At 63.4% G+C, this 24,733-nt stretch carries 20 protein-coding genes; 11 read left to right on the top strand and 9 right to left on the bottom strand.

Annotation, left to right across the window (positions count from 1 at the left end; translation table 11 throughout):
- Positions 1 to 34 precede the first annotated feature (34 nt).
- Positions 35 to 571 (bottom strand): DUF982 domain-containing protein, encoded by a 537-nt coding sequence (locus NKH43_RS35320; protein ID WP_502896333.1) that lies wholly within the window; start codon positions 569 to 571, stop codon positions 35 to 37.
- Here NKH43_RS35320 and NKH43_RS12455 point away from each other — a divergent pair.
- The 5 genes from NKH43_RS12455 (at position 557) to NKH43_RS12435 (ending at position 8,213) form a co-directional block, all read left to right on the top strand.
- Positions 557 to 1,618, top strand: coding sequence for a glycosyltransferase family 4 protein (locus NKH43_RS12455; protein WP_352482649.1), 1,062 nt, complete (start codon positions 557 to 559; stop codon positions 1,616 to 1,618). The two genes, NKH43_RS35320 and NKH43_RS12455, sit on opposite strands and share 15 nt — an antisense overlap.
- A 48-nt stretch (positions 1,619 to 1,666) precedes the next feature.
- Positions 1,667 to 3,829, top strand: a complete 2,163-nt coding sequence (locus tag NKH43_RS12450; protein ID WP_352816205.1) for an amylo-alpha-1,6-glucosidase — start codon at positions 1,667 to 1,669, stop codon at positions 3,827 to 3,829.
- A 177-nt stretch (positions 3,830 to 4,006) separates the two neighbouring features.
- Positions 4,007 to 5,788: an alpha,alpha-trehalose-phosphate synthase (UDP-forming) gene (locus NKH43_RS12445; protein ID WP_352858363.1), complete on the top strand. Its 1,782-nt coding sequence runs from the start codon at positions 4,007 to 4,009 to the stop codon at positions 5,786 to 5,788.
- Positions 5,785 to 6,627 (top strand): trehalose-phosphatase, encoded by an 843-nt coding sequence (otsB, locus tag NKH43_RS12440; RefSeq protein ID WP_352858360.1) that lies wholly within the window; start codon positions 5,785 to 5,787, stop codon positions 6,625 to 6,627. Before NKH43_RS12445 ends, otsB begins: the two co-directional genes overlap by 4 nt.
- 128 nt (positions 6,628 to 6,755) lie before the next feature.
- Entirely contained in the window at positions 6,756 to 8,213 is a 1,458-nt protein-coding gene (locus tag NKH43_RS12435; protein WP_352482653.1) for an NCS1 family nucleobase:cation symporter-1, read from the top strand.
- A 30-nt stretch (positions 8,214 to 8,243) separates the two neighbouring features.
- Here NKH43_RS12435 and NKH43_RS12430 read toward each other — a convergent pair whose 3' ends face one another.
- The 5 genes from NKH43_RS12430 to tpiA form a co-directional block, all read right to left on the bottom strand.
- Positions 8,244 to 8,783, bottom strand: coding sequence for a DUF1697 domain-containing protein (locus tag NKH43_RS12430; RefSeq protein ID WP_352858356.1), 540 nt, complete (start codon positions 8,781 to 8,783; stop codon positions 8,244 to 8,246).
- 11 nt (positions 8,784 to 8,794) lie between these two features.
- Positions 8,795 to 10,423 (bottom strand): CTP synthase, encoded by a 1,629-nt coding sequence (gene pyrG, locus NKH43_RS12425; protein WP_352448839.1) that lies wholly within the window; start codon positions 10,421 to 10,423, stop codon positions 8,795 to 8,797.
- A 146-nt stretch (positions 10,424 to 10,569) separates the two neighbouring features.
- Entirely contained in the window at positions 10,570 to 11,691 is a 1,122-nt protein-coding gene (locus NKH43_RS12420; protein WP_352858353.1) for a L,D-transpeptidase, read from the bottom strand.
- A gap of 199 nt (positions 11,692 to 11,890) precedes the next feature.
- Positions 11,891 to 12,337 carry a preprotein translocase subunit SecG gene (secG, locus tag NKH43_RS12415; RefSeq protein WP_352494606.1) on the bottom strand — a complete coding sequence of 149 codons (447 nt, stop codon included), beginning with the start codon at positions 12,335 to 12,337 and terminating at the stop codon, positions 11,891 to 11,893.
- Positions 12,338 to 12,500: 163 nt separating this feature from the next.
- Positions 12,501 to 13,268 carry a triose-phosphate isomerase gene (gene tpiA / locus NKH43_RS12410; RefSeq protein WP_023717708.1) on the bottom strand — a complete coding sequence of 256 codons (768 nt, stop codon included), beginning with the start codon at positions 13,266 to 13,268 and terminating at the stop codon, positions 12,501 to 12,503.
- A gap of 142 nt (positions 13,269 to 13,410) precedes the next feature.
- Between tpiA and NKH43_RS12405 the strand changes: the two genes are divergently transcribed.
- From NKH43_RS12405 to NKH43_RS12385, 5 genes are read left to right on the top strand one after another with little or no spacing between them, the layout of a single operon-like run.
- The gene (locus NKH43_RS12405) at positions 13,411 to 15,303 is read left to right on the top strand and encodes a SurA N-terminal domain-containing protein (RefSeq protein WP_352858349.1); all 1,893 of its coding nucleotides are present in this window, start codon (positions 13,411 to 13,413) and stop codon (positions 15,301 to 15,303) included.
- Complete coding sequence (gene trpD, locus NKH43_RS12400) at positions 15,300 to 16,310, top strand: anthranilate phosphoribosyltransferase (protein ID WP_352858346.1); 1,011 nt, start codon at positions 15,300 to 15,302, stop codon at positions 16,308 to 16,310. The genes NKH43_RS12405 and trpD overlap by 4 nt, the downstream gene beginning before the upstream one ends.
- A gap of 4 nt (positions 16,311 to 16,314) precedes the next feature.
- On the top strand, positions 16,315 to 17,127 hold the full coding sequence (gene trpC / locus NKH43_RS12395) for an indole-3-glycerol phosphate synthase TrpC (protein ID WP_352858343.1): 813 nt from the start codon (positions 16,315 to 16,317) through the stop codon (positions 17,125 to 17,127).
- Positions 17,128 to 17,129: 2 nt separating this feature from the next.
- On the top strand, positions 17,130 to 17,636 hold the full coding sequence (gene moaC, locus NKH43_RS12390) for a cyclic pyranopterin monophosphate synthase MoaC (protein ID WP_352858340.1): 507 nt from the start codon (positions 17,130 to 17,132) through the stop codon (positions 17,634 to 17,636).
- Complete coding sequence (locus tag NKH43_RS12385) at positions 17,636 to 18,841, top strand: molybdopterin molybdotransferase MoeA (protein WP_352858338.1); 1,206 nt, start codon at positions 17,636 to 17,638, stop codon at positions 18,839 to 18,841. Before moaC ends, NKH43_RS12385 begins: the two co-directional genes overlap by 1 nt.
- Here NKH43_RS12385 and NKH43_RS12380 read toward each other — a convergent pair.
- A complete protein-coding gene (locus NKH43_RS12380; RefSeq protein WP_352858335.1) occupies positions 18,789 to 19,679 on the bottom strand; it encodes a hormone-sensitive lipase in 891 nt (296 codons plus the stop codon). The genes NKH43_RS12385 and NKH43_RS12380 overlap by 53 nt on opposite strands.
- A gap of 95 nt (positions 19,680 to 19,774) precedes the next feature.
- On the bottom strand, positions 19,775 to 21,022 hold the full coding sequence (kynU, locus tag NKH43_RS12375; protein ID WP_352858332.1) for a kynureninase: 1,248 nt from the start codon (positions 21,020 to 21,022) through the stop codon (positions 19,775 to 19,777).
- A 471-nt stretch (positions 21,023 to 21,493) separates the two neighbouring features.
- On the opposite strand from kynU, the gene lexA reads away from it, so the two are divergent.
- Positions 21,494 to 22,225 carry a transcriptional repressor LexA gene (lexA, locus tag NKH43_RS12370; RefSeq protein WP_352790155.1) on the top strand — a complete coding sequence of 244 codons (732 nt, stop codon included), beginning with the start codon at positions 21,494 to 21,496 and terminating at the stop codon, positions 22,223 to 22,225.
- Here the strand turns inward: lexA and NKH43_RS12365 are convergent.
- A complete protein-coding gene (locus NKH43_RS12365) occupies positions 22,219 to 24,684 on the bottom strand; it encodes a ComEC/Rec2 family competence protein (protein ID WP_352858328.1) in 2,466 nt (821 codons plus the stop codon). The genes lexA and NKH43_RS12365 overlap by 7 nt on opposite strands.
- Between the last annotated feature and the right edge of the window lie 49 nt (positions 24,685 to 24,733).

Below are 24,733 nucleotides of genomic sequence, written 5' to 3'. Positions count from 1 at the left end.
GATATCTTGTTTTGAGGGTTAGCGACAGCTGGCGCTATCGTCGCAGCGCATCCGCGCGATGCCGATCCTCGCCGCTCACCGGCAACGGCCGATCGCCCTCGAGCAGGCGGGTGATCCGGGCGAAGCCGGCAAAAGCCTTTCTCGCTTCCTCGGCCGACATCCGGCCGGCCATGGCCGCAGCACAGCAATTCACCGCACATTGGTAAACCGGCCCGCGCCGCCCGGCCGGCCATTTTCGCAGGAATGCCATCGCTTCGGCAACGCTGTCGATCTCCTCCACAGGCTGTCCCTGTCCGCGCAAAATCCGCACGGGCGAAAAGAATTGCAAGCGGTCCATCGTTTCCTCCCCGTCGACCGGATGCGTACGATCGAACCCCACTAAACTCGCGAACTGGCCCTTTGGTTCCCGGCAAAAGAGGCTTGCCATGAAAAATGTTGGCTGGACGGCAAGCTCCGGCAGTCCCAATTGCGCGACATCTTGCCGTTGTACGGGAACGTTAGCGCGACTGATGCATTTCGATCCCACGAGCAGTCTTTTTGAGGGAAATGCCAAAACATGAGAATAGCCCATGTGGCGCCGCTCCATGAATCCGTGCCACCCCGGTTCTATGGAGGGACGGAGCGCATCGTCTCCTATCTGACCGAAGGATTGGTCGAGCTTGGCCATGACGTGACCCTGTTCGCCAGCGGCGATACCAAAACGTCGGCGAAATTGGTGGCGTGTCGCGAGCGTGCGCTGCGTCTCGATCCGCGCCCCCACAAATCCGAAACCGCGGCACATCTCTCTATGCTTGCCGAGGTGAGGAACCGTGCGCAGCAGTTCGACGTCATCCACTTCCATCTCAGCCACTTCCTGCATTTTCCTTTCTTCGAACACATGCCCGACCGGACGGTGACAACACCGCATGGCAGGCTCGACTATGTCGATCTGGCGCCGGCCTACGAACGTTTTCCGCGCTTTCCGATGATCTCGATTTCCCGCAGCCAGAGAGCCGGGCTCGCCAAGGCCAATTGGCTGGCGACCATCCATCACGGGCTGCCGATCGATATCTACGAGCCGACTTTCGAGACGGATGCGGACGAGCCGTATCTGGCGTTCCTGGGCCGGCTGTCGCGCGACAAGCGCCCCGATCGTGCCATCGAGATCGCCTTGCGCTCCGGGCTGAAACTGAAGCTTGCCGCAAAGATCGGCGATGACGACCGCGCGTTTTTCCACGACACTGTCGAGCCGCTGATCGACGGCGACCGTGTCGACTATATCGGTGAGATCGAAGAGGACGGAAAGGCGGAATTCCTCGGCAAGGCGGCCGGCCTGCTGTTTCCGATCGATTGGCCGGAGCCGTTCGGCCTTGCCGCGATAGAGGCGATGGCCTGCGGCACGCCGGTAATCGCCTGGAATTGCGGTGCCCTGCCGGAGATCATCGACCACGGCGTGACCGGTTTCCTTGTCGATACAGTCGACGCTGCGGTCGCCTCGATACCGGAATTGCTACGCCTCGACAGGCGTCAGGTGAGAGCCGTATTCGAGAACCGTTTTTCTGCCACGAGAATGGCCCACGACTATGTGGCAGCCTATGCGCGCCTGATCGGCGCTCCCGGTGAAGCGAGAGCGTCCTGATCGGCGTCATTGTGGAAGTTGAGAACGAAACGACAGAGTTTGTGACGAATGAATCAACTCGACGAGCGTAAGCTTGATCCCGCCGTAGCCCTTGCCTCTCTCGACGAGGTCGCGCCTCGGGAGCCGCACCGGCTGTTCGCCCTCAAGCAAGGCGACTGCTTCGCGGTGGCCGACGCCTATGGCGACATCCGCGGCGCCGGCGACGGCTTTTTCCGAGACGACACGCGTGTGCTTTCGGAATTTCGGTTGACGGTCGGTGGCCGGCAAATGTCGCTGCTCGGCGCATCGCTCAGCCAGGACAATGTGCTTTTCACCTCGAACCTGACCAATCTGCCGATTCAGAGTGTCGGTGGCCGGGATATTCCGCAGGGCGCGATCCACATAGAACGCGTCAGGCTGCTTTGGCAGGACCGGCTGTTCGAGCGCATCACCCTTTCCAACTACAGCCAGGAATCGTCGGCCATTCGGGTTTCCTTGCATTTCGCAGCAGATTTCCGTGACATGTTCGAGGTGCGCGGCTCGACCCGGCCCAAGCGCGGGATAGCCCATGCCGCCGAGACCAGTCCGACGTCCGTGGTGCTTCGATATGACGGGCTGGACCAGCTTGTGCGCCTGTCGGCGATCTCGTTCTCGCAAGCCCCGGACAATTTGACCACCAACCGTGCGGATTTCCTGATTGCGGTGACTAAGCGCAGCAGCGAGGTCCTCTATATCGAAGTCGGCCCGGAAGTGGCGGAGACACCCGACCGCGACCGTTTTCGGGCTGCCGCCGCCCGCGCTCGCTTCGGCATGCGCGCCAAACGCCGCCACGGCGCGACGGTGCACAGCTCTGGCCGCGTCTTCAACGACTGGATCGAGCGCGCGCGCGCGGACGTGGCGTTGCTGACCACCGAGCTTGCAACCGGACCTTACCCCTATGCCGGCATACCCTGGTTCTCGACGGCGTTTGGCCGCGACGGGGTGATCTCCGCACTGCAGATGCTGTGGTTGAATCCCGGGCTGGCGCGTGGCGTGCTCGCCTTTCTCGCCCAGCATCAGGCAACCGAAACGTCGCCGTTCAGCGATTCACAGCCGGGCAAGATCATGCACGAGACCCGCAAGGGCGAGATGGCGGCACTGCGGGAGCTCCCGTTTGGCCGCTATTACGGCGGTGTCGACACCACGCCGCTCTACATTCATCTCGCTTGTGCCTATGCGGATCGTACCGGCGACATGGCGTTCCTCGACAGCCTGTGGCCATCGCTCTGTGCTGCGGCCGAATGGACCGAAGAGATAAGCCGCGCGACCGGCTTCGTTACCTATCAGCGCGGCGCCGAGTCCGGCCTCGCCAACCAGGGCTGGAAAGACAGCTTCGATTCGGTCTTCCATGCCGACGGTCGCATGCCCAAGGGGCCGATCGCCCTGGTGGAGGTGCAAGGCTATGTCTTTGCTGCGTTCCGTGGTCTGGCAGCGCTCGCCCGCCGCCGTGGCGAGGACGACAAGGCCGATCATTGGGACGAACGCGCCGAAACCATGCGCACCGCGGTCGAACGCCATTTCTGGATGGACGATCTCAATTTCTACGCCATGGCGATCGACGGTGCCGGCGAGGTCTGCAAGGTACGGACGTCGAATGCCGGCCATCTCCTCTATGTCGGGCTGCCCGAGCCGGAACGGGCGCAGTTGGTCGCCGATCAGCTGCTCTCGGCGTCGTTCCACTCGGGTTGGGGCGTCAGGACGCTGGCCGACGATGCGATATTCTTCAATCCCATGTCTTACCACAACGGTTCGATCTGGCCGCACGACACTGCCATGTGCGGTGCCGGCCTGGCACGTTATGGCGTACGCGACAGCGTGGTGCGGCTGATGAGCGGCACGTTCGAGTCGGCTGTCCATTTCAACATGCGGCTGCCGGAACTGTTCTGCGGCTTTACCAGGTCGCCGGGCGAAGCGCCGATCGCCTATCCCGTCGCGTGCCTGCCGCAGGCCTGGTCGGCGGGATCGGCCTTCATGTTGATGCAGGCCTGCCTTGGCCTGGAAATCGATGGCTGGGACGGTGAAATCCGGGTCACCCGCCCGAGGCTGCCGATCGGCATCGACACGCTGACACTGCGGCATCTGGGTGTCGGCTCGGTGGTGGTCGACCTCACATTCCAGCGTGTCGGCGATCGGGTCGTCGCCTTTCTCGCCGATCGGTATGAGGGGATGGTACCGCTCATCGTGCGCACCTGACGCCGCCTCGCTGCGGCGCATCGAAAACGACGCGCGGCACCGCAATCGTCCGGAACCGATAGCCTCTTTGTGCGTTGCAAAAATGGGCGGCGTGGGAACGCTGTTGTTTTCGCACGGCAGCGAACCAGAAAAACCAATAAAAACGGCTATCGGCGGCCGGAGGCGAGATCACATTCCATGTCAGATTATACTGTAGACTTGCTCTGGGTTTTGCTAATTGCAAGTTTTGGCTTTTCCGCTTTTGCCATTCTCCTATCGATATCCCGCCAGCGCCGCGGCCGCGCAACGGCGGCCGCATACACGCCGAGCGAGGATGTCGCATCGGAAGCGGCACGCAAGGTGCTGCGCGAGTTCGAAAAGAACGGCCAGTCGGCCGACGCGGCGCTGGTCACATGGTCGCCCGACACATTGCGTAAGATCCTGGCCGACGACCTGCCGGACGCACAGGTCATCGTCGTGTCCAACCGCGAACCTTACATCCACAACATCAAGGATGACGGGGTCCAACTTCTGGTGCCGGCCAGCGGGCTGGTTTCGGCACTCGAGCCCATCACTCGCGCCTGTGCCGGAACCTGGATCGCCTATGGCGGCGGAACGGCAGACCGTCTCACGGTCGACAAGGACGACCGGGTGCAGGTGCCGCCAGGCAATCCGTCCTACACGCTGCGCAGGGTCTGGCTGACGGAGGAGGAATATCAGGGCTATTATCTGGGCTTCGCCAATGAGGGCCTATGGCCGCTTTGCCATATCGCCTTCACCCGCCCGATCTTTCGCGCCTCGGACTGGGACGCCTACGAGGTCGTCAACCGCAAGTTCGCCGATACGGTGGTTGCCGAAGCACGCAACGAGCGGCCGATCGTGCTGGTGCAGGACTACCACTTCGCGCTGCTGCCGCGCATGATCCGTCAGCGCCTGCCGGACGCCATCATCATCACCTTCTGGCACATCCCGTGGCCCAATTCGGAAGTGTTCAGTATCTGTCCTTGGCGTGAGCGGATCCTGGAGGGATTGCTCGGCAGTTCGATCATCGGCTTTCATACCCAGTTCCATGCCAACAACTTCACCGAAAGTGTCGACCGCTTTCTGGAGAGCCGCATAGAACGGGCCGACGCGGCGATCTCCTATGGCGGACAGACCACGTTGGTCCACGCCTATCCCATTTCCATAGAATGGCCGGCCCAATTGCTGGCAAGTTTGCCGTCTGTCGAGGAGTGCCGCGCCCGCGTCCGTGACAGATTCGGCCTGTCTGCGGAGACCAAACTATGCGTTGGCGTCGAGCGCCTCGACTACACGAAAGGCATTCTCGATCGCTTCCATGCCTTGGACGAATTGTTCACCAGATATCCCGAATGGATAGGCAAGGTGGTTTTCCTGCAGATCGCGGCGCCGAGCCGGGGGACATTGCCGGCCTACCAGCAACTCCATGACGAATGCCGCCGCTGTGCCGAGGAGCTCAACCGGCGCTATGGCAGCGAGACATACAGCCCTATCCTGATGGTCGCCGAACATCATCGGCAGGAGCAGGTCTACGAGGTCTATCGCGCCGCCGACATCTGCATGGTCACCAGCCTGCATGACGGCATGAACCTTGTCGCCAAGGAATTCGTCGCGGCGCGCGACGACGAACAGGGCGTGCTTTTGCTCAGCACCTTCGCCGGCGCCTCGCGCGAATTGCTGGAGGCACTGATCGTCAACCCCTACGATGCAGCCATGATGAGCGAGGCGCTGTTGCAGGCGCTGACGATGACGCCGGAAGAGCAGCGCGAGCGTTTGCGGCCGATGCGCGAGATGGTCCGCGACAATAATGTCTACCGCTGGGCCGGCAGCATGCTGCTGGATGCCGCGCGCCTGCGCAAACGCGGCGATCTCGACAGGGTGACCGGAACTGGCGAGCGCCCGCCGTCGAACACCAACAACGTCATCTCGATGTTCGAGCGGGCACGGAAGGCAGCGTCGTGAAAAGCTTTGAACAACCGCCGGCGCCGTACCTGCCGGAAGGGCAATGGGCGCTCTTCCTCGACATCGACGGAACCCTGCTGGAACACGCTGCCCATCCCGACGCGGTGTCGGTCGGCGAGGAATTGCGCAATCTGCTTGGGCGCATCGAGCAGCGGCTGGATGGTGCGGTCGCCTTCATCACCGGCCGCTCGATCCCCGCTGTGGACAAGCTGTTCCACCCGCTGAAGCTGAGGATCGCCGGCCTCTATGGGCTGGAGCACCGGCTGACGCCGACGGGTCCGATCGATGCCGCCGACGCGCCTGCCGACATCGCCGCCCTTGCCGACGAGATCGAGGCCGAACTGGGCAGCGGCAAGGTCTATGTCGAGCGCAAGGGTCCGGTCCTTGCCGTCCATACAAGAGCAGCGCCGCAACTGCTTGCGCCGGCAATCCAGTTGGTCGAACAGGCATTGGCCCGGCTTCCGAACGGTTATCGGGTGCTTCCCGGAAACGCCGGCGTCGAGCTCATGCCTCTGGAAGCCGTCAAAGGTGCTGCCATCCGGCGTTTCATGGACATTCCGCCCTTTGTCGGCCGGCGGCCGATATTCCTCGGAGACGACACATCGGACGAACACGGTTTCGAGGCCATCAACGAAATTGGCGGCATCTCGATCCGAGTGAAGCCGAACGGACCGACGGCCGCAACCTATGTCCTCGATGGCGTGACCGGCGCAATAGCCTGGCTCGGGGCCAATTTCGAAGTCTCGCCGGTCTCCGGTGCCCGACCGGCCGACAACAAGGCAGAGACCGAATCAAGGGCGAAGCTCAATATCGCAGCCACGGCAGCGTCCGGTCGATAAGCGCGTTTCTCATTGAATATCTTTAAGCCCAAAGCCGGCAAATCGTCTGCTTGCCCGTTCCCCTGCGTCAGGCTTAACCTGCGTGCCACGCGTGGAGGCGCGTGCGGTAACAAGGGGAGGACATCTCTATGACCATACAAGGCGCATCACCGGACCTGTACAATGAGGATCTCGCTCCGGCGAAGGTTCGAAACTGGGGACCGTTCTCGATCTTCAACGTCTGGACGTCGGACGTCCACAGCCTGTGGGGCTACTATCTCGCTGCCAGCCTGTTCCTGTTCTGCGGCGGCTTCGTCAACTTCATCATCGCCATCGGTATCGGTTCGCTGATCATCTATGCGTTGATGAACATGGTCGGCTATGCCGGCGTGAAGACCGGGGTGCCCTACCCGGTCCTGGCGCGCGCCTCCTTCGGCATCTGGGGCGCCAACATACCGGCGCTGGTGCGTGCCATCGTCGCCTGCTTCTGGTACGGCGCGCAGACGGCGGCGGCCTCCGGCGCGATCGTAGCCCTGCTGATCCGCTCGCAATGGTTCGCCGACTTCAACCAGAGCACACATTTCCTCGGCCACTCCGGGCTCGAGGTGATCTGCTTCGCCGTCATCTGGGCGCTGCAGCTCCTGATCATCCAGAGGGGCATGGAAACGGTGCGCCGCTTCCAGGATTGGGCCGGACCGGCGGTGTGGGTGATGATGCTGATCCTGGCGATCTATCTTTGCATCAAGGCAGGCACCTTCGCCTTCACCAGCGACATCCCGATGGATGTGCTGCTGGAAAAGACCAAGGACGCGGGCGTGCCGGGCACGCCGGGCTCCTGGACCTCGCTGTTTGCTGTAGCGGCGATCTGGGTGACCTATTTCTCAGCGCTCTACCTCAACTTCTGCGATTTCGCCCGTTATGCGCCGGACAAGGCATCGCTGCGCAAGGGCAACATCTGGGGCCTGCCGGTCAATCTCATCCTGTTCTCGCTGGTCGCCGGCGTCACCACGATCGCCGCCTTCGACGTCTATGGCGAGGTGCTGCTGCATCCTGACCAGATCTCGGCGAAATTCGACAGCTGGTTCCTGGCGGCGCTCGCGGCCCTGACCTTTGCCGTAGCGACGCTTGGCATCAATGTGGTGGCAAACTTCGTGTCGCCGGCCTTCGACTTCTCCAACGTCTTTCCACGTCAGATCGACTTCAAGAAGGGCGGCTACATCGCGGCGCTGATCGCGCTGGTGCTCTATCCCTTCGCGCCCTGGGAAGGCAGTGCCGCCTCCTTCGTCAACATCATTGGCGCGACGATGGGGCCGATCTTCGGCGTGATGATGGTCGACTACTACCTGATCCGGAAGGGCGAGGTCGATGTCGAGGCGCTCTACAGGGAGAATGGCGAATTCCGCTTCCAGGGCGGCTGGCATGTCAATGCCTTCATCGCCGCCGGTATTGGCGCGGTCTTCTCGTCGATCCTGCCCAACTTCACCGGCCTGCTGCCGTCCTGGTGGGGCGTCTATGGCTGGTTTTTCGGCGTGGCAATTGCCGGCGTCATCTATTACGTGCTGCGTACGATGGCACTCGGCGCCTGGGCCAAGATGGCCAAGGCCTAAACGGATTCGGGGCGGCGCAAGCCGCCCCGTTCATTCTGCGACCATCTCGGCCAGGCGGCGCACGGTGTTCCAGTTGCGCGACGTGCCGATGCCGAGGCGTTTGTGGCTCACCGCCGCAAGCAGCCGCGAACTCGGCGTCTCGCGCGAAAAGACGATCCAGATGTCGCTGCCGACCGCCTGCAGCTTTTCATTCCTGCCGATATAGGCCTGCAGCGCAGAGACCGCATCGGGGGAAACAGGCGCCCGCATCACGCGCACCGCCACCTGGTCCGCGGCTTTAGCCGATTCGGCTGGGAACGGATTGCCGGCCGCCAGCCTCAGCCAGCCGTCGGCGCGGCGCACGATGATGTCGACATGGCGGCCAAAAGTCTTTGCGAACGCCGCCTCCAGCCGCTGCTCCAACGCCGCGAGTTCTGTCTCCTGCGCCTCGAAGACCAGATTGCCGGTCGCCACCAGTGTGCGCGGGTTGTTCAGGCCCAGGCCTTCGGCCATCGCCTTGAGATCGGACATGACGACCCGCCGCCCCTCGCCCAGGATGATGCTGTAGAGCAGCGCGACGTAAGTTCGCATCGGCGGCTAATCTAGACCAGCCGCGACTGCTCTACCGCCGCCTCGATGAAGCTGGCAAACAGCGGGTGCGGATCGAGCGGCCGGCTTTTCAACTCGGGATGATACTGCACGCCGATGAACCAGGGATGGTCGGGATATTCGACCGTTTCCGGCAGCACGCCATCCGGCGACATGCCGGCAAACACCAGGCCGCAATCCTCGAGCCGCTCCTTGTAGTCGACATTGACCTCATAGCGGTGGCGATGGCGTTCGGAAATCTGCGTATCGCCATAGATCTCGGCGATCTTCGATCCCTTGGCGAGGTCGGCCTGGTAGGCACCGAGCCGCATGGTGCCGCCGAGGTCGCCGGTTTCCCTGCGCTTTTCCAGCATGTTGCCCTTCAGCCATTCGGTCATCAAGCCGACGACCGGCTCCTCGGTTGGACCGAACTCGGTCGATGATGCGTGCTCGACGCCGGCCAGCGAACGAGCCGCCTCGATGCAGGCCATCTGCATGCCGAAGCAGATGCCGAAATACGGCACCTTGCGCTCGCGCGCGAACTTCGCCGCCAGGATCTTGCCCTCCGAGCCGCGCTCGCCAAAACCGCCGGGGACGAGAATGCCATGGACCTTTTCCAGCCACGGCGCCGGGTCTTCCTTCTCGAATATCTCGCTTTCGATCCAGTCGAGCTTGACCTTGACCCGGTTGGCGAGGCCGCCATGCGACAGCGCCTCGATCAGCGATTTGTAGGCATCCTTGAGGCCGGTATATTTGCCGACGACGGCGATAGTCACCTCGCCTTCCGGATTGTGGATGCGGTTGGACACCGCTTGCCATCGTTCCATGCGCGGCTTCGGCGCCGGATCGATGCCGAAGGCGGCCAGCACTTCCGAATCCAGCCCTTCATTGTGATAGGCCATCGGCACGTCGTAGATATGCGGCACGTCGAGCGCCTGGATGACGGCGCTTTCTCGCACGTTGCAGAACAGCGACAGTTTTCTGCGCTCTTCCTTGGGGATCGGCCGGTCGGCGCGGACCAGCAGGATATCAGGCGCAATGCCGATGCCGCGCAACTCCTTGACCGAATGCTGTGTCGGCTTGGTCTTCAGTTCGCCCGCCGTCGGAATGTAAGGCATCAAGGTCAGGTGGACGTAGACGGCGTTGTTGCGCGGCAGGTCGTTACCGAGCTGGCGGATCGCCTCCAGGAACGGCATCGCCTCGATGTCGCCGACGGTGCCACCGATCTCGCACAGAACGAAATCGTAGTCGTCATTGCCGTTGAGGACGAAGTTCTTGATCTCGTCGGTGACGTGCGGAATGACCTGCACGGTGGCGCCGAGATAGTCGCCGCGCCGCTCACGCTCGATGATGTTCTTGTAGATGCGGCCGGTGGTGATGTTGTCCTGCTGGTTGGCCGAGCGGCCGGTGAAGCGTTCATAGTGGCCAAGATCGAGATCGGTCTCGGCCCCATCATCGGTCACGAAGACTTCGCCGTGCTGGTAGGGCGACATCGTGCCGGGATCGACATTGAGATAGGGATCGAGCTTTTTGATGCGTGCGCGATAGCCTCGCGCCTGCAAGAGAGCCCCAAGGGCCGCTGCAGCAATGCCTTTTCCAAGTGAGGAAACCACGCCGCCTGTGATGAATACATATCGCGCCATGGGAGTCATCGCTTAACGCGGCCGAATTGATTCCGCCAGAGAAAAAACCGCCGCGAAGGCTTTTTCCCAAGAAGGCGCTCTGGTCATGGACGTATCAAAACAAAAGGGCCGGCGAGGCCGGCCCTTTTGGCACGATCTGTAAAGCGTCAGATGATGACGACCTTGGTGCCTACTTTCACCCGGCGGTAGAGGTCCATGACGTGCTCGTTGATCATGCGGAAGCAGCCATTGGAGGCGCTGGTTCCGATCGACTGCGGTGCAATGGTACCGTGGATGCGCAGATGGGTATCCTTCTTGCCATCGTAGAGATAGATGGCGCGCGCACCGAGCGGATTGTCGCCGCCGCCGGGCATACCGTCCTTGTACTGCCCATAATGCTTGGGTTCGCGCTTTTGCATATCCAGCGTCGGAATCCAGCGCGGCCATTCCTGCTTGTCGCCGACGGCAACCGTCCCCTTGAACTGCAGGCCTTCGCGGCCGACCGCAATGGCATAACGGCGGGCGGTTGACGATGATTCGACGAGGTAGAGACGGCGGGCGCTGGTATCGATGACGATGGTGCCGGGGTTGTAGCCGGTGAATTCGACCTCCTGCGGCACGAATTCCGGCTTGACCTTGAACTGGCGCTTGGCCTGCTTCCTTTCGAGCGCGGCGTCGAGCGCGCGCGTCTCAGGAAGCAGCGACATCGATGAAGAGGATGTGCCGCCGAACAGTCCCGCGAACAGCCCGACGCTCTGCGGCTTCTGCCCGACCGGTTCGCTGCGCAATTCGCCATTATTGCCGGTCAGCGCAACGTTCATGGCCTCGGCCGGGATCGGCTCGGCCGACTGGATCGGCGCGATGGGTGCAATCGGTTCGATGATGTTGACGGTCTTCTTCTTGGCCGGCTTGGCATCAGCCACCTTGACCGCCGCGACCGGCTGGCTCTTCTTGGCAAGGAATGCCTGCCGTTCCGCATCGGCCTTGGCTTTCGCCGCCTCGCGCATCGCCAGCTTCCTGGCTTCGAGTGCCTTGGCGCGAGCGGCTTCCTTGTCGGCTGCGATCTTGGCTTCGATCTTGCGGATCTGCGCAAGGTCGTCCGGCGTCGGATCTTTCTTCTTCTTGAGAAGCTTCAATTGCGCCGCATCGCTTTTGGCAGCGACGTTGACGACGTCAGTTGTTGTCGCGGCTTTATGAGCCGAATTTGCCGTCGGCATAGCCGCATAAGCGGGCGCACCTAGGCTGAGCACGGCACAAAGGCCGGCAAAAATGAAGCTGCGAAGCTGCATGGGGAAGATCCGATCGTTCAATGCTTGTTGCCCACGGCGTCGCCCGGCGCCCCCCAAGGACGCCGAAAATGCCGCGCGCAATGTATAATCGATTAGCCGGAAGCGCCTCAAGCGTAGGGCGCGGTCGAATCTTCGTGATCGTGTGGCATTTGCGGCGACTGTGTTCAAACGACAACAGATCGCGGCATCAGATGCCCGATTACTGGTTGGGGACCTGCGGCGTGGCCGGCGCGGTGGCGCCGTTTGTCGCTGGCGGCGTCGCCGGGGCTGTTGCCGGAGGCGTCGTTGCCGCGCCATTGCCGGACGGCGGGGTCGGCGCCGTGTTGCCTGAAGGCGGCGTCGTGGTGCCGGGCAATTGGTTGAGTACGCCCTTGCCTGCCCCGTCCGAGGTCGCCGGGACGCGATCGAGAATGTCGATCGGCTTCTCGCCATAGCGCGCGACGATCGACAGTGTCAGCGAAGTGACGAAGAAAGCCGCGGCCAGGATCGCTGTCGCCCGCGTCAGCGCATTGGCGGCGCCACGCGCGGTCATGAAGCCCGATCCGCCGCCGATGCCGAGACCGCCGCCTTCGGAGCGCTGCAGCAGCACCACGCCGACAAGCGCGAGCACGACCATGAGGTGGACGACGATCAGTACGGTTTCCATAATTTATCCTGGCAAGGCCTTGCGCGGCCGCTGATTTGGAGGCGGCTCAATACAATGCTTTGACGGCATTTCCAAGCCCGTGGCCGGAATATGGGAAGCAATGCGTCCTTTGCAACGATTCCGGCGCCGGCCGTCCGCTCAAATCCAGCAAGCAGTCCCGGTATCAAGCGATGTTTCGATAGGCTTCCGCGATGCCGAGGAAGTCCGCTGCCTTCAGGCTGGCGCCGCCGACCAGCGCGCCGTCGACATTCCTGACGCCGAGCAACTCGACGGCGTTGGACGGCTTGACCGAGCCGCCGTAGAGAATGCGCATCTTGGCCGCCGTATTGCCAAGCTTCCGCGCCAGTTCTTCACGGATATGCGCATGCGCCTCGGCGACGTCGGCGGCGGTCGGGGTCAAGCCGGTGCCGATCGCCCATACCGGCTCATAGGCAATGACGCTGTTGGACGCCGTGGCGTTTGGCGGTACCGAGCCCGCAACCTGGCGCGACAGCACGTCAAGCGTGGCTCCTGCTTCGCGTTCGGCTCTTGTCTCACCAATGCAGATGATAGCCACCAGCCCGGCGCGCCATGCGGCGGAGGCCTTGGCCTGCACTATGGCATCGTTCTCCTTGCGATCAGCACGGCATTCGGAATGGCCGACGATGACATGGCTGGCGCCTGCATCCTTCAGCATCTCCGCCGAAATACAGCCGGTATAGGCGCCGCTTTCCTCGGTGTGGCAATCCTCACCACCGGCCCGGACCGGCGTGCGCGACAGAATCTCGGCGGCGTGCGCAAGCAAGGTCGCCGGCACGCAGACCACGGCTTCGGTCTCGGCGTCGAGCCCGCTCATGAAGCCGTTGCCGATCATCCTGAGCTCGTTGAGCGAGGCGCTGGTCCCGTTCATTTTCCAGTTGCCGGCGACGAGCGGGCGGATTCCAGGCGTCATGGGATTTGTTTCTCCGGGCAATTTCCAGCTGGCTCTCACTATCAAAATCAGGCCACAAAGCAATCGACAGTGAGCAGGAAGGGCGCTATTGCGCTTGTTTCAGACTCGGCGCATGCGAAATGCGCGAAAATCGGAAGTACTCATGCTTGGTATGTTGAGAAGCGCGGCGGGGACCTGGGTCGCGAAACTGCTGCTGTCATTGTTGGTGTTGAGCTTCGCCGTCTGGGGCATCTCGGGGCGGCTGATGGGCGGTCTTGCCGGCCATGACGCCGTGATTACGGCCGGAGGCACCAAGGTCTCGATCAACGAATACCGCCTCGCCTACGATCGCCAGCTCAGCGTAATGTCGCAGCAATTCGGCCAGCGCATCAGCCGTGAGCAGGCGACGGCGCTCGGCATCGACAACCAGGTGCTGGCGCAACTCGTCTCGGGCGCCGTCCTCGACGAGCAGGCCCGCAAGCTCGGCCTCGGCCTGTCCAAGGACCGGCTGGCCGAACTGACCCGCGAAGACCCGGCGTTCAAAGGGCCTGGCGGAACCTTCGACAGGCGAACCTTCGAGTACCTGCTCCGGCAGATCGGCATGCGGCCGGAGGACTATCTGAAAAACCGCGCCCAGGTGGCGGTCCGCCAGCAGATCGTCGAGGCGGTTTCGGATGGCCTCAAAGCCCCGGATACATTCTTCAAGGCGGTCGCGCTCTATCGCGGCGAAGATCGCACAATCGACTACCTGACCTTGCCGAAATCGCTGGTCGAACCGATAGAAGCGCCGCCCGACAGCGTGCTTTCGGCCTATTTCGGGGAGAACAAGAAAACCTACGCCGCGCCCGAATACCGTAAGTTCTCCTATGTCAGGCTCGAACCGGAAGACATCATGGATTTGAGCGCAGTGACCGATCAACAGGTCAGCGACGACTACAACAAGAACAAGGCGCGCTACACCACGCCCGAGATGCGCACCATCGAGCAGCTTGTGTTCAAGACGCCTGATGCTGCCAAGGCGGCGCTCGATTCGCTCAGGACCGGCGCGACCTTCGACAAGATCGTCGCCGCCGAAGGCAAGACGCCGGCCGACACCCTGCTCGGCACGCTGGCCAAGGACAAGATCGCTGACAAGGCGGTTGCCGATGCTGCCTTCAAGCTCAACGCCAATGAAGTCAGCCCGGTCGTACAGGGCGCCTTTGGCCCCGTTCTGCTGCGCGTCACCGAGATCAAGCCCGAAGTGGTGAAGCCGCTGGCCGAAGTGTCCGAGCAGATCCGCAAGGATCTGGCACTGGGCGAGGCAAGCCGCATCTTGCTGGACGTGCACGACAATTACGAGGATACGCGCGCCTCCGGCAGTTCGCTCGCTGAGGCAGCTGCCAAATTGAAGCTGAAGGTCGTTACCATCGACGCCATCGACCGCACCGGCCGAAGGCCGGATGAAAGCATCGTCAAAGACCTGCCGGAATCGCCGGCGCTCATCAAGGCGGTGTTCGAATCCGAACCCGGAACAGACAATGAAGGCCTCACCACCGCCGATAACGGCTTCGTCTTCTACGACGTAAGCGCGATCACGCCGGCCCGCGACCGCACGCTGGGCGAAGTCCGCCAGAAGGTCGTGGCCGACTGGACCGCGGCGGAGACCACCAAACGGCTTACCGCAAAGGCACAAGAGCTCGAGAAGCGTCTCAAGGCCGGCGCCACGCTCGAGGTGATCGCCGGTGAGCTCAAGCTCGAAAAGCAGACCAAGCGCGGTGTCAAGCGCGATGCTGACGACGTCGATTTCGGCAAGGAAGGGGCCGCCGCGATGTTCGGCGTCGGCGAAGGCGGCACCGGGCTAATCCCCTCGCCCACGGGCGACGGACAGATCCTGTTCAAGGTTGCCGAGGTATTCGAGCCCGCCGGGGCCGACGCCAACTCAGTACCCCAGGACGCGCAGAAATCCTTCACCTCCGGTATGTCCGACGACCTGCTCGACCAGTTGGTGGCGCAGTTGCAGACGCAATATGACGTCCGCATCGATCAGACGGCCGTAACCCAAGCCTTGGCCAGATGAGCGCGCTGAAGATCCACATCGCCAAGGTCGCCGCCGGTAGCACTCTTTCCTTCGAGGAGGCGCGCGAGGCCTTCGACATCATCATGTCCGGTGACGCCACCCCCGGCCAGATCGGCGGCTTCCTGATGGCATTGCGGGTGCGCGGTGAGACCGTCAGCGAGATCGCCGGCGCCGTCGCCACCATGCGCGCCAAGATGCTGCGCGTCGAAGCCCCCGAGGGCGCCATCGACATTGTCGGCACCGGCGGCGACAATTCGCACAGCGTCAACATTTCGACCGCATCCGCCTTCGTCATCGCCGGCAGCGGCGTGCCCGTCGCCAAGCACGGCAATCGCGGACTGTCCTCGCTGACCGGCGCCGCCGATGTTCTGATCGCGTTGGGCGTCAAGATCGACATCCCTCCGGAGACGATCGGCCGCTGCATCCACGAGGCCGGAGTTGGCTTCATGTTCGCGCCGGCGCACCACCCGGCGATGAAGCATGTCGGCCCGACCCGGGTCGAGCTCGGCACCCGCACCATCTTCAACCTGCTGGGTCCGCTTTCCAATCCGGCCAGTGTCAGACGGCAGATGGTCGGCGTGTTCCTGCCCGAATGGATCATGCCGGTGGCAGAAACGTTGAAGGAGCTTGGTGCCGACCATGCCTGGGTCGTCCATGGCGACGGTTATGACGAGATCACCACCACCGGCGAGACGCAGGTCGCCGAATTGGCCGGCGGCGAGATCCGCAGCTTTGTGCTGACCCCGGAAGCGGTCGGGCTGAAGCGTCACACCAAGGACGAGTTGCGCGGCGGCGACGCCGCCCACAATGCCCAGGCTCTGCGCGACATGCTGGGCGGCGCCGCCGGCGCCTTTCGCGACACGGTGCTGATGAATGCCGGCGCCGGGCTGGTGGTGGCCGGCAAGGCGACCACACTTGCCGACGGCATGGTGACGGCGGCGCAGGCCATCGACAGCGGCCGCGCGCTGAAAGTGCTCGACAGGCTGGTCGAGATTTCGAACGGTTAGAACTATGTCCGACATCCTGCGCAAGATCGAGGCTTACAAGCGCGACGAGATCGCGGCGGCCAAGGCGCAAGTGCCGTTTGCCGAGATCAAGGCACGGGCAACGGACGCCGAAGCGCCGCGCGGCTTTCTTTCCGCCCTTGAAGCAAAGCGCCAATCCGGCAGGTTCGCGCTGATTGCCGAAATCAAGAAGGCTAGCCCATCCAAAGGCCTGATCCGCGCCGATTTCGATCCGCCGGCGCTGGCCAGGGCCTATGCGGAAGGCGGCGCCGCCTGTCTTTCGGTGCTGACCGACGCACCCTCTTTCCAAGGGGCGCCCGCGTTCCTCAGCGATGCGCGCGCTGCCGTCGAGTTGCCTGCCTTGCGCAAGGATTTCCTGTTCGACCCCTATCAGGTCTACGAGGCCAGGGCATGGGGCGCCGATGCCATACTGATCATCATGGCCAGCGTCGACGACGCGTTGGCAAGAGAACTTGAAGCGACAGCTTTCGGGCTCGGCATGGACGCGCTAATCGAAGTGCATGACGAGGCCGAAATGGAACGCGCGCTGCAGCTGTCGTCGCGGCTGATCGGTATCAACAACCGCAATCTCCGGACCTTCGAAACCAGCCTCGAGACCTCGGAGCGGCTGGTCGCGATGGTGCCGGCCGACCGCCTTCTCGTCAGCGAGAGCGGTATCTTTTCGCATGACGATTGCCGCCGGCTGGAGCGGAGCGGCATCGCCACTTTCCTGGTCGGTGAGAGCCTGATGCGTCAGCAGGACGTGGCCGCTGCAACACGCCTGCTTTTGACGGGCAAGGCGCCGGCAGAGGCGATCTGAGGATGGCGGCCGCTCTCACCCATCTTGGCGCACACGGCGAAGCCAACATGGTCGATGTCGGCGACAAGGCTGAGACGGTGCGCACGGCAGTCGCGGAGGGCTTCGTGTCGATGCGGCCCGAGACGCTAGACATGATCCTCGCCGGCGATGCCAAGAAGGGCGACGTGCTCGGTACCGCGCGTATCGCCGGCATCATGGCGGCCAAGAAGACGCATGAACTGATCCCGCTCTGCCATCCGCTGCTGCTGACCAGGATATCTGTCGATATCGAGCCGGACGCCGCGCTGCCCGGCCTGAAGGTGACAGCATTGACCCGCGTCACCGGCAAGACCGGCGTTGAGATGGAGGCTCTAAGCGCCGTCTCGGTCGCTTGCCTGACCATCTACGACATGGCCAAGGCGGTCGACCGCGCCATGGTCATCTCCGGCATCAGGCTGGTTGAAAAGACCGGCGGCAAATCCGGCGACTACAAAATCACCGAAGATGGGGTCACCGAGGCAGGCCGCTGATGGCGCTGGTCCCAGTTGTCGAGGCGCTTGAGAGCCTGTTGGACGGCGCAGCAGCGCTGCCGGGCGAACGCGTCGCGCTGCTGGATGCCGCCGACCGCGTGCTGGCGGAGCCGGTTGTGGCGCTCCGCACCCAACCGCCGTTCAACGCCTCCGCCATGGACGGCTATGCCGTGCGGGCGGCTGATATCGCGTCCTTACCGGCAAAGCTTTCGGTGGTCGGCATGGCGCCGGCCGGACGCGGCTTTGCCGGAACGGTGCAGCATGGGCAGGCCGTCCGTATCTTCACCGGCGCGCCCCTTCCCGAAGGCGCCGACACCATCGTCATCCAGGAGAACATCCGCGATCTCGGCGGCGGTGTCGTCGAAGTGACGGAGCCGACCGTGCAGGGGCGAAACATCCGCCGCCTCGGGCTCGATTTCGCCAAAGGCGACGTCCTGCTGCACAAAGGCCGCCTGCTCGACCCAGCGGCCTTGTCGCTGGCGGCATCGGCCAACCACCCCGAGGTCGGCGTGGTCAAACGGCCGCTGGTCGCCATCATCGCCACCGGCGACGAATTGCTGCCGCCGGGCAGCGAGCTTGGCCCCGACCAGATCATCTCCTCCAACGCCTATGGCGTCGCCGCCGCCGCACAGTCGGTCGGTGCGCGCGCGCTCGACCTTGGCATCGCGCCGGACAGCAGGGAGGCGATCGCTGCGCTGGTGGAAAAGGCCGTGAAGGCTGGCGCGAACGTCATCGTCACGCTGGGCGGCGCCTCGGTCGGTGACCACGATTTCGTCCATGACGTGCTGACCGGGCAAGGCATGACGCTCGATTTCTGGAAGATCGCCATGCGACCGGGCAAGCCGCTGATGTTCGGGCGGCTGGGCGACATCCGCTGCATCGGCTTGCCCGGTAACCCGGTGGCAAGCCTGGTCTGCACCCAGCTCTTCCTGAGGCCGCTGCTGGCGCGGCTCGGCGGCCGCGCCTTTCAGCAGGATATGCGTCAGGCACGGCTCGGTGCTGCCATGCCGGCCAATGATCTCAGGCAGGATTATGTGCGGGCTATTGTCAGCGATGACGCCGGCGCGCTCGTGGCGACGCCGTTCGGCATCCAGGACTCCTCGATGCTGAAAATGCTGGCCGATGCCAACGGGCTGATCGTCCGTGCGCCGTTCACGCCCGCCGCGGCGGCGGGCGCCGCCTGCGACGTGCTGATGCTACGCTGAACCTGCCCCACTCCGAGATCAAGGTCCGGGTCAGCGGATGGTCTGGATCGGCCAAACCGTCGATGATGTTGAAATGATGCCGGTCAGGCTCGACCACCGAACTGGTCGCGGCACCCAGGCCGATCCAGATATTGGCCAGCAACGCGCTCTGGCGCAGGAATTCGGCGCGCTCGCCGCCGCCGGCCCAGCAGGTCAGGCGGGCCTTGTCCATCGGGCGCAGCAGCACCGGGCTTTCGGCCTGCGCCTCGGCCTCATCGATCGCCAGCGTCTCGTTCATGCCGGTGCGCATGATCGGGCGCAAATCGTGCACACCCGAGATCGATACGACATGGCGAATGCGCCGGACAATTTCGGGCGCCAGCGGCGTCGTCGTCGTAACCATCCGGCTAACAAGATGGCCACCGGCCGAGTGTCCGGTCAGCATCAGCGGCCCTGCGACCATCCCTGCCGCCGTGCCGATCGCCGCGCCGACTTCCTTGACGATGCCGCCAATGCGCATCTGCGGACAGAGCGTGTAGGACGGCATCGCCACGGCATAGCCGCGATCAACAGCGCCAGCGGCAAGATGCGACCAGAAACTCTTGTCGAATGCCATCCAGTAGCCGCCATGGACGAACACCACGAGCCCCTTGGGCTTGGTGGCCGGCAGGAAAAGATCGAGCCGGTTGCGTGGGCCATCGCCATAGGCCATGTCGAGCCGCGCCCGGCCCTCGGTCGAAAGCACGTCGCGAAAAACCCGCGCGGGCTCGACCCAGGCCGCCGGCCAGCGATCGCTGCCGGCTATGTTGGCGCCGTTGGCATAGGCGTTGTCCCAATCGGCAATGTGACGTTCGAACACCCTGCGCCCTCCCCTGGCAATATGGCCTTGCAACGAGCGTGAGCATCGCGCGGCGCGTCGTCGCCAGCCTCACGATTCCAGCTCTCGCATCAATCTCAAGTGACAGCCGCCTTGATGGCGAAGCGCGCATCCTTCCACGCACCGGTGCGCAGGATGTCCTCAAGCACTTCGACGGCCTGCCAGACATCGGCATAGCCGACATAGAGCGGGGTGAAGCCGAAGCGCATGGTCGATGGCGCGCGAAAATCGCCGATCACGCCACGTTCGATCAGCGCGCGCATGATCTGGTAGCCATGCTCGTGCATGAATGAAATCTGGCTGCCGCGTTTTTCCCCGTCGCGCGTGCTTTCGAGCGTTAGCCCGTAAGTGCCGCACTTTGCCTCGACAAGCTCGATGAACAGATCGGCCAGCGCGATGCTCTTCTTGCGCACCGCCGTCATGTCGACATCGTTCCAGATGTCGAGCGCGCCCTTCAGCGTGCGCATCGACAGGACCGGCTGGGTGCCGCACAGAAACCGGCGGATGCCGGTGCCGGCCGCATAGCCTGGCTCGAAGGCGAAGGGCCGTGCATGGCCCCACCAGCCGGTGAGCGGCTGCTGGATGTCGGCAAGATGCCGCTCAGCCGCATAGATGAAGGCAGGCGCGCCCGGTCCGCCATTCAGATATTTGTAGGTGCAGCCGACGGCAAAATCGGCGTTTGCCTTGTCGAGCTCGACTGGCATCGCACCGGCGGTGTGGCAGAGATCCCAGACGATCATCGCCCCGGCTTCCTGGGCCCTGCGCGTCAGCGCCGGCATGTCGCGCAGTTCGCCCGACTTGTAGTTGACGTGGTTGACCAGCACCACGGCGGTGCCTTCGTCGATCAGCTCTTCGATGCTCGGCGCGTCGACCCCCGAGAGGCGAAGCAGCGTATCTTTTCGCGTCGAAACCACACCCTCAGCCATGTAGAGATCTGTCGGAAAACTGTCGCCCTCGGCGACGATGACCTGCCGCTCCGGCCGCATGGCCATGGCGGCGTGCAGCAGCTTGTAGATGTTGACCGATGTCGTGTCGCAGACCACCGTCTGGCCGGCCGCGGCACCGATCAGGCGCCCGAGCTGGTCGCCGAGTTCGAGCGGCATGTTGAACCAGCCGGCCGTGTTCCAGGCGCGGATGAGATCATGCGCCCATTCTTCGGTCACTGCCTTGCTCAATTCATCGAAAGCGGCACGCGAAGCGGCCCCTAGCGAATTGCCGTCGAGATAGATCACTCCTTGCGGCAGCACAAAGCGGTCGCGCATCGCGCGCAGCGGATCTGCAGCATCCATCGCCCTTATGGCCACGAGATCGCGAATTCCTGTCATGATTTGTCTGCTCCCCCAAGATTCACCGCAACGCCGGACACGCATCGACGGCATCCATCGGTCACGAGCGGTTCTCCATTACCTGGTATCGCGCAGCAAGGCTCCACCGGCAACAAGTTGCCTGACCACGCGGTGGAAACCAGGAGCCAAGCCAACCCAAGGTTGGCGTTTTGAGTTCGTTTCGTTCACGGTGCATTGACCAAACCGCACAGTCGATACGGCTTCAATTCCGTGCCCTTTGCCGGCTGACGGCCGATACCAGTGCCGCCTTCTGGGAACCCAGAGGCCGCAAACGAAAGCAGAATCAAGGCGATGAGGCCCGCGGCGGTGAAAATGCAGCGTTCCGGTTTGGTGAGTGGTATCGTTTCCCGAGCCCTAACACATTCATTAAACTTTAAACAGTTGCGGAACACAACTGGAACAGATAGTGTTTGTTCTGGGTTTGTTTTTCTGATTCTGTTGGGGGTCGCTATGCTGACACGCAAACAACACGAACTGCTTATGTTCATCCACGAAAGGCTGAAGGAAAGCGGTATCCCGCCCTCCTTCGACGAGATGAAGGAAGCGCTCGACCTGGCTTCCAAATCGGGAATCCACCGGCTGATTACGGCGCTGGAGGAGCGCGGCTTCATTCGCCGTTTGCCCAACCGGGCCCGTGCACTGGAGGTGCTGCGCCTGCCCGATTCGATCGCCCCCGGCCTCAATGCGGCACGCAAGTTCTCGCCGAGCGTCATCCAGGGCAGTCTTGGGCAAGGTCCTCGGCAGGGCAAGCCGACATCGTCGCGCATGCCTGCAGCCGGCAATGACGACGATGTCGTCGCCGCCGTGTCGATCCCGGTGATGGGCCGCATCGCCGCTGGTGTGCCGATCGATGCCATCCAGCACCAGACGCATTCGATCTCGGTGCCGCCGGACATGATCATGGGCGGCGAGCATTATGCGCTGGAGGTCAAAGGCGATTCGATGATCGAGGCTGGCATTTTCGACGGCGACACGGTGATCATCCGCAATGCCGATACGGCGAGCCCCGGTGAGATCGTGGTGGCACTGGTCGACGAGGAAGAAGCGACGCTGAAGCGGTTCCGCCGCAAGGGCGCCTCGATCGCCCTGGAAGCCGCCAATCCGGCCTACGAGACGCGCATCTTCGGACCAGACAGGGTCAAGGTGCAGGGCAAGCTCGTTGGGCTGATCCGCCGCTACTGAGCTGCGCCCTTGGCGCCGGCTTTTGGCTTGTCGGCTCTGCGGTATGGCGGCATGCCCCGCGCCGCGCGTGAAAATTTCCGCTGCACGTGCCAGGGCCGGTATGATTTTTCGACGGCGAAGCGGATTTCGGCGCGTGTTGCCGCTTGTGGATCGAAATAGACGGCCGCACTTCCCGCGCGCGCCAGTTGCCGTTTGGTGACGACGAGGACCAGCCGGTCGTAGTAGCAGGGATTATGGGCGGTGGCGTCGTCGATGACGATCAAGCTGGCAAAGGCGCAGGCTGGCCGTGCAGTATCGCGGTCATTGGCTAGCGCGATGATCGCGCCGGATGGATGCCTGGCAAGGCAGAGACCGTCCGTGCAAATGAACGGCATGCCCGGCGGTAAGTCGGCCGGATCGGCAATGTCGAATTGCGGATCGTTCTTTCCAGGTGTTTCCGGCGCGACGATAGCCTCTGATGTGAGCGCGCGTTTCCAGTTGTCGATGGTGAACTCATTCGGGCGTGCCCGGTTGACCGCGAGTTCACCGCTGCCGATCGGCAGCGCGACGAGCCGTGCGTCCTCCGAGATCAATACATCGGGTACGCGCGTCTGCGTTGTCGTTAGCAAGCCGGCGAGCGCAAAAGGAAGGGCCACGAGCCGCAACCAGGTCGTCGCCATGCTGGCAATGACGAGGGCGATCGTCACCAAAAGGACAGATCTCAGCGAAATCAGCCCGACCGCATCGATCGGCGAGCGCTCGGAGATCCACCCGGACAGGGCGATCATCGCTGTCAGCCCCTTGCCCATCACGTAGAGGAAAGGCCCATCCGCGCCGAACGGCATCGCCAGCGCACTGAGGACGGCGAAGGGCATGACGACCAGTGAGACGATAGGCATGATGGCCAGATTGGCGAACAGGCTGAGCGGCGCCACGCGCTGGAAATGCCATATGGCGAAAAGCGCCGTGGCGCTCCCTGCAATGATCGAGGTCATCGCCAGGCCGCCCATGCCCAGCAGGACCTTTCGAGCGGCAAAGCGTAGCGGCGACAACCGCGGCGGCGGCGTGGTGGCCCCGCCGGCGCGGTAATCGGACCAGCCTGCATAGGCGCCGACAAGGGCCGCCGTCGCGGCGAAGGACATCTGGAAGCTCGGACCGACCACCTCGTGCGGCGACACCAGAATGACCGCGATGGCCGAGATCGCCAGGTTGCGCATGGTGAGCGCGGCCCGGTCGAACAGCACGGCGATAAGCATCACCGCCAACATGATGAAGCTGCGTTCGGCCGCCACCACAATGCCGGAAAAGACGAGGTAGGCCGCAATCGAAAAAAGCGCGGCGGCCGCCGCGTATTTCTTGACCGGCCGTCGCGATGAGAAATCGGGAAACAGCGCAAAGGCGCCGCGCAGCAGCGCCATAATGGTGCCGGCGACCAACGCCATATGCAGCCCCGAGATGGAGATGATGTGGTAGATGCCGGTACGCCGCATCGCTTCGTTGATCTCCTCGGGAATGCCGGCGCGCACGCCGACGATCAGCGCAGCAGCAATCTCGCCCTCGGCGCCGCCGATGCGGCTGCGGATATGGTCGGCGATGGTTTCGCGCGCGTCTTCGATCGCGGAAGAAAGCCGCGCGGCAAACGGCATGCTGCCCGACGACACGACTTTCGGATTGCCGAGAAAAAAGCCGCTGCCGCCGATACCGGCGAAATAGCTGTCGAAGGAGAAATCATAGCTGTCGGGCCGCACCGGCCCGGTCGGCGGCAGCAGCCGCACATAGCCGGCGATCTCGGAACCGGCGGTCAGCTCAGCCGGTATTTTCATCGCCGAAACGCGGACCCGTTCCGGCATGTAGCGCAGTGTCGGCCTGGCGGTTGAGATCACATCGATCGTCAGCCTGATGCGGCCGCTCGCCATGGGCTCGAACGATACGACGCGACCCGTGAGGCGCGTCGAGATTTCGGAACCGAGCATATGCGTTCCGACACGCCAGGTCTCGACCTTGGCGGCAAGCACGCCAAGCGCGCAGAGCAACGCCGCCATGAAGCACAGGCGGGTTCTGGGCCACGACCGCGAGGCGACGGCACAGAGGGCTGCCAAGGCGACGATTGCGATCGGCTGTGGAAAGGCCGGCTCCACCGCCAGCGCAAAATATACGACCACCCCGCATGCGAGGAACACCGGCACCAGCAGGAAGGCGACCCCACGGTCGAGCTCCAGGCCGACCGCCGAGGTTACGCCGTTGCGGATACGGGACGGTGACGGGAGGCGGAAACGCCGGCGTAGGCGCACGATGGGCTCGGCCGCGGGCACGAGAACCGTTGCTGGGTCGCTCGCCGGCAGCGACGGGGCATCAAAGCGTGGAACCGGCAGCAATGCCGGTGCCGGCAGGACAGGCACGGGCGCGGCAAACAGCAAGCGTTCGCTGACGCCGCTGCCAACGTCCTCGCCCTCGCCCGCACCACGGCCTCGCACAGCCATCGGGTCTGCCCCTTGCGCCCTCGACCTCCTATGCTACATGAACGCGCAA

This window comes from Mesorhizobium sp. M1163, from assembly GCF_040318415.1.
Classification (GTDB): domain Bacteria; phylum Pseudomonadota; class Alphaproteobacteria; order Rhizobiales; family Rhizobiaceae; genus Mesorhizobium.
The sequence above is the reverse complement of the archived record's forward strand: the minus strand, read 5'-3'. Positions and strand labels throughout refer to the sequence as shown.